The organism is Vibrio zhanjiangensis (assembly GCF_030161235.1).
Taxonomy (GTDB): domain Bacteria; phylum Pseudomonadota; class Gammaproteobacteria; order Enterobacterales; family Vibrionaceae; genus Vibrio; species Vibrio zhanjiangensis.
This window is the reverse complement of sequence record NZ_BSPW01000104.1, coordinates 1-4,266: the sequence shown is the minus strand read 5'-3', so window position 1 is coordinate 4,266 and position 4,266 is coordinate 1. Positions and strand designations below refer to the sequence as shown.

Here is a 4,266-nt window from a genome sequence, read left to right as displayed (position 1 = left end):
TATGTAACGTTACAAATCACTAAGTATTTACGTAAATACTTAGTGATTTGTAACGTTACATATATATAAATATTGCACTTTTATTTAAGAGTAACATTTTGGCCTTGACGCGCCCATGTTGGTTTCATTTATTTTTTTGTAACTTTTATTTTTTTGTTTAACTTGCTTAAATTTTGATACTTAATCATATCCTTATAGTTTCGGTCGTAGTAATAGTTACAACCCTACTAGCATCTACTTCCTATATTGATTAATTTTTTATAAGTTATTGTTATTAAAGGGATATAAGTAGGAAATAAGAAAACAACGCTTTTTTTACTATCATTTTTCAAGCTAAGCATCTATTCAGATGTGTTATCGAGACTTATTTTAGTCGCTCTATGTCACATTTTAAGTTTACTACTTTTAAATTGGTTTACTTTTTTTACGTAAACTTATATAAATAATGTAAACCGTCATAAAGTGGAGATGAAAGGTATGTTGAGTGAACAGATGCAATCATGTATCGACTCATACACAAAATGGGCAAAAGCTAGAGCAGAAGTGAAATTCGGCAACGATTCGCCTCAGTCGCGCATATTAAAGCGTCGATTCGGAATCAATGAAGCAGCAGAAATGATAGGCGTTACTCGTCAGGCCATTGCTAAAGCTGAGGATGAAGGACGACTGCCAAAACCAGACCTTAAAGAGTCAAATGCAACACGAACTATTAGAGCTGGTTACACGCTGGCTCAAATAGACTTCATGCGCGACTACTTCCAAAAACAGCCGTATCAAGTTATGGAAACCAGTTCAATCGTTATTAGCGTACCTGGTGGAAAAGGTGGGTGTTGGAAAACCTCAACTACAGTCCACTTTGCACAATGGTTATCCCTCAAAGGCTTCCGTGTCTGTTTTCTTGATATTGACCCTCAAGCGCATGGAAGCATGTACTTCGGCTACCATCCTGAACTAAACACAACTGTTGACGATACAATCTTGCCATTCATGTTAGGAAATAAAGATGATCTAACCTACTGCGTGAAAGAAACGGCATGGCCAAAGCTCGACATTATTCCTAGCAACCTACAACTACAGAGAATAGAAAGTGAGCTGGATAGTGCCGACATCGAGTACCCTGCTCACCAAATGCTGCAAGCTGGTATACAAACTATTCGTGACCACTACGACGTAATCATTATTGATGGCCACCCAGACTTAGGCATGGGAACAACAAACATGATCTGCGCTAGCGATGCAGTTCTTATAGCTACATCTGCTGAAATAAACGATATGAACTCAACCTGCCAGCTCATGGGTTTAATTCGAGACATATACGCACCTAACGGATTGTCAACAACTCATGAACCTCATGTGCGCGTCTTACCTACCAAGCTAGGTGCTGAGCACAGCTCAAGCCAAGCAAACCTAAAAGATATGCAGAAGTTTTGGAATGGAATGCCTTTAGATAGTGGTGTTTTCTTCACTGACGAAGTAGGCAAAGGACAACGTAAAATGGCAACCATCTATGAACAAGCAGAGGACCGAGGAACGCCTGCTGCATGGAAGCGAGCAACCGATATTTACGATGCCACATTTAGTGAAATTCTTAATACCATCGTCAAACCAATGTGGGGAGAAGAATAATGAAAGGTGATATTGAATTAGAACCAACAACATCAAGCGTATCTGTTCAACGTGTGCAAAAGAAAGACCAGGCGCCTCTCGTTAAGAAATCTGAAAAGCTAGATGAGCAGGTAGGAAATACACTCACTAAGCCTGTTAAGGGCGTTGAAATAACTTTCACGCTCAAGAAAATTTCGGCTAAAAAAGTCGACCTATCGACCATGGTTTGGCTAGAGAACGAACGTGATCAAGAGCTACTCGATGAATTCGCCATTTCAGACATTCTCCCAACGTTTAAAGAGTATGGACAAGAGGTGCCAGCGTTTGGTCGTGAAGAGTGCGGTGTTATTCAGGTGGCCGACGGTAGCCGACGTCGTTTTACAGCCATAACAGCAAAGAGTGATTTTTATGTTTGGGTTGGCGAGCTGTCAGACGAACAGATGAATTACCTGAGCGAAGTCGGCAACAATTACCGACCAACCTCAGCATATGAACAAGGTCAAAAGGCCTTACGTTTATTGAAAAGTGGCAAAAGCCAAGAGGAAGCAGCAGAGATCGTGGGGAAAGGTCGTCGTGCAATGATGCGAGAAGTAAATACAGCAATGCTGCCTAAGCCGTTTATCAAAGCTTTACCTAGCCCTAACGACTTGAGCGCCAGACAGGGTGAAACGCTATTCAAAGCATACAAAAAACTGGATGAACAGCAACAGGATAGTTTAATCACTTTCTTTGAAAATTGGTGTAAAGAGAAAGGCAAGTACACAGCAGAAGATCTGGTGGAATTCTTTATTAAGAAGTGTGGTAGTAGCAAGCCTGAACCAGAGAAACCTCGCAAGCTGGCGATGGGGGCCACGGTCGCATTGAAAAACGGCAATGCCACAATCAACATCCCGAAAGTTTCAGACGACTCTCTGAAGGCTATCGAGGACTTCATTTCCCAAACGCTCTCAAAAGAAGCGTTAGATAACTGCTAACAATGCGCGAGGAGAACAACATGCTTATTCATATAACACCAAAACTATATCGCCCTGCCGAGCTTGCATTTATCCAAAAATGCACACTATCTGAAATTCACATTCCAGAGCTTGATATAACACTAAATCACGGTGAAGACATTGATACTCGTAAACCATATCCGAATAAAAGTTACTTTGTAGGATGCCGTAAAATTGGTCGTAAAGCTATTGAGGGCTTATTCATAGAAAGCCCTACCCACCTTTCTAAATTTACTGTTATCAATAAATGGCTGGTAGATGATGAAGGAACTGTCACTCACAAAGTTAACTACCGCGTTCTTGATAATGATTACGATGCTGTTAGCGACTCAATGATTTTATGGCACGCAACAAGTGAAAGTTTAGGAAGTTGGGAGTCTCGAACGCCTGAAAGCATGAAGCCATCCTCGAGAGAAAACTTACAAGCCGCTGCTCCGATAAACTTACAACCGAGAATGGACCTAATGCCTGGAAAAAGAAGTGCTAATTTTGAAGATGAATTAAATAATTTTGGGATAATTCATAGCAGAGAAGAAACCTTCACACTTCCTACAATCCAAAAAGAACGGTTTGAATCATTTAGTGATAATGGACGATTACCTAGTTTTGAACATGCTATCCGCTCAAAGGCACATTGAACCAGTAAAACCTCGTTAACTGGCAATGGGACCACGGTCGCGTTTAAAAACGGCAATGGCACAATCAACATCCCGAAATTTTCAGACGAATTTTCTGAATAACTGCTAAATAAGGAGTGAAAGTCGTGGAATACAAAGATAAGGAATTTGAAATAGCACCTAATGTCAATTGTCCTGATGAAATAGGATTTCTGTATCACTACAAAACTTATGGCCTGCCTGATTCGGCTGTTTGCGTAGGTGAATTTAAACGCTTCAACGATGGATTTGAAGTTTGTGTAGATAAACTTCCTGACGAGTATGGATCTGATTCGTGGTTAGTAGATACAGTCCCCACGATTGAAGAAGCAAAAGCTTTGCTTTGGGATCATCGTTATCATGCAATTGCATAGGGGAAATTCATGCACATTGTTGAAGCTTTTGAACAAGCACAAACTAATCAAGCTGATGTACAGCGTAAAATTAACGCTTTGATGATGGAGCTAGCTCAAAATCAAACTCCAGAGACTCTTGAGGTTGTTAAACGCCTTAATGACATTAACGCTGACGTTAGCAATGTTTTAAGACCGTTTACAGATTAAGGGGAAGATAAAGCAAAACCCCACTGCTGTAACAGTGGGGCGAGACACAGTAAAACCAAACCCGCCAGGAGATGACTAACCATGTCTGAACAAGACTATACATTTATTCGTTCGCAAAAACTAGCCGACGTTATTTACTTACCAGCCCATCTAGTTGTTGAGTGGCTTAATGGGCAAAATCAAAGCATGGGTGAAGCCGTAGCAAAAGCTTGCTATCAAGAGTTATCTAGATTGTAAATATCACTGCTGAACCAAGAATAACCTCACTGATGAGTGAGGTTATTCTTTCAAACAAATAGGTCAAATAGTTAATTTTTGAATACTCTTCTCTTGCCCGTTTTTCTCTATCTCGTGTATGAAGAGATCAATATCTTCTATATGGTTTAGAAGTGGACCCCAATGGTTGGACACATAAACTAATTCCTTAAGTGGTTGATCCAGCTTATG

The 4,266-nt window shown here is 40.4% G+C and carries 6 protein-coding genes; all 6 read left to right on the top strand.

Annotated features, from left to right (window positions below; translation table 11 throughout):
• The first annotated feature begins 477 nt into the window (after nt 1-477).
• The 6 genes from QQK21_RS21185 (at nt 478) to QQK21_RS21160 (ending at nt 4,056) form a co-directional block, all read left to right on the top strand.
• Nucleotides 478-1,626 (top strand): AAA family ATPase, encoded by a 1,149-nt coding sequence (locus tag QQK21_RS21185; RefSeq protein WP_284194162.1) that lies wholly within the window; start codon nt 478-480, stop codon nt 1,624-1,626.
• Nucleotides 1,626-2,579, top strand: a complete 954-nt coding sequence (locus QQK21_RS21180; RefSeq protein WP_284194161.1) for a ParB/RepB/Spo0J family partition protein — start codon at nt 1,626-1,628, stop codon at nt 2,577-2,579. Before QQK21_RS21185 ends, QQK21_RS21180 begins: the two co-directional genes overlap by 1 nt.
• 20 nt (nt 2,580-2,599) lie before the next feature.
• Entirely contained in the window at nt 2,600-3,238 is a 639-nt protein-coding gene (locus QQK21_RS21175) for a DUF6012 family protein (RefSeq protein ID WP_284194160.1), read from the top strand.
• Between the two features lie 125 nt (nt 3,239-3,363).
• Nucleotides 3,364-3,630, top strand: coding sequence for a hypothetical protein (locus tag QQK21_RS21170; RefSeq protein ID WP_284194159.1), 267 nt, complete (start codon nt 3,364-3,366; stop codon nt 3,628-3,630).
• 9 nt (nt 3,631-3,639) lie between these two features.
• Nucleotides 3,640-3,819 (top strand): hypothetical protein, encoded by a 180-nt coding sequence (locus tag QQK21_RS21165; protein WP_284194158.1) that lies wholly within the window; start codon nt 3,640-3,642, stop codon nt 3,817-3,819.
• A gap of 81 nt (nt 3,820-3,900) precedes the next feature.
• Nucleotides 3,901-4,056, top strand: coding sequence for a hypothetical protein (locus QQK21_RS21160; protein ID WP_284194157.1), 156 nt, complete (start codon nt 3,901-3,903; stop codon nt 4,054-4,056).
• The last annotated feature ends 210 nt before the right edge of the window (nt 4,057-4,266 follow it).

What these genes read in the sequence shown, in the direction of transcription:
- QQK21_RS21185 (WP_284194162.1), top strand. Translation starts at nt 478, where the DNA reads ATGTTGAGTGAACAGATGCAATCATGTATCGACTCATACACAAAATGG.
- QQK21_RS21180 (WP_284194161.1), top strand. Translation starts at nt 1,626, where the DNA reads ATGAAAGGTGATATTGAATTAGAACCAACAACATCAAGCGTATCTGTT.
- QQK21_RS21175 (WP_284194160.1), top strand. Translation starts at nt 2,600, where the DNA reads ATGCTTATTCATATAACACCAAAACTATATCGCCCTGCCGAGCTTGCA.
- QQK21_RS21165 (WP_284194158.1), top strand. Translation starts at nt 3,640, where the DNA reads ATGCACATTGTTGAAGCTTTTGAACAAGCACAAACTAATCAAGCTGAT.
- QQK21_RS21160 (WP_284194157.1), top strand. Translation starts at nt 3,901, where the DNA reads ATGTCTGAACAAGACTATACATTTATTCGTTCGCAAAAACTAGCCGAC.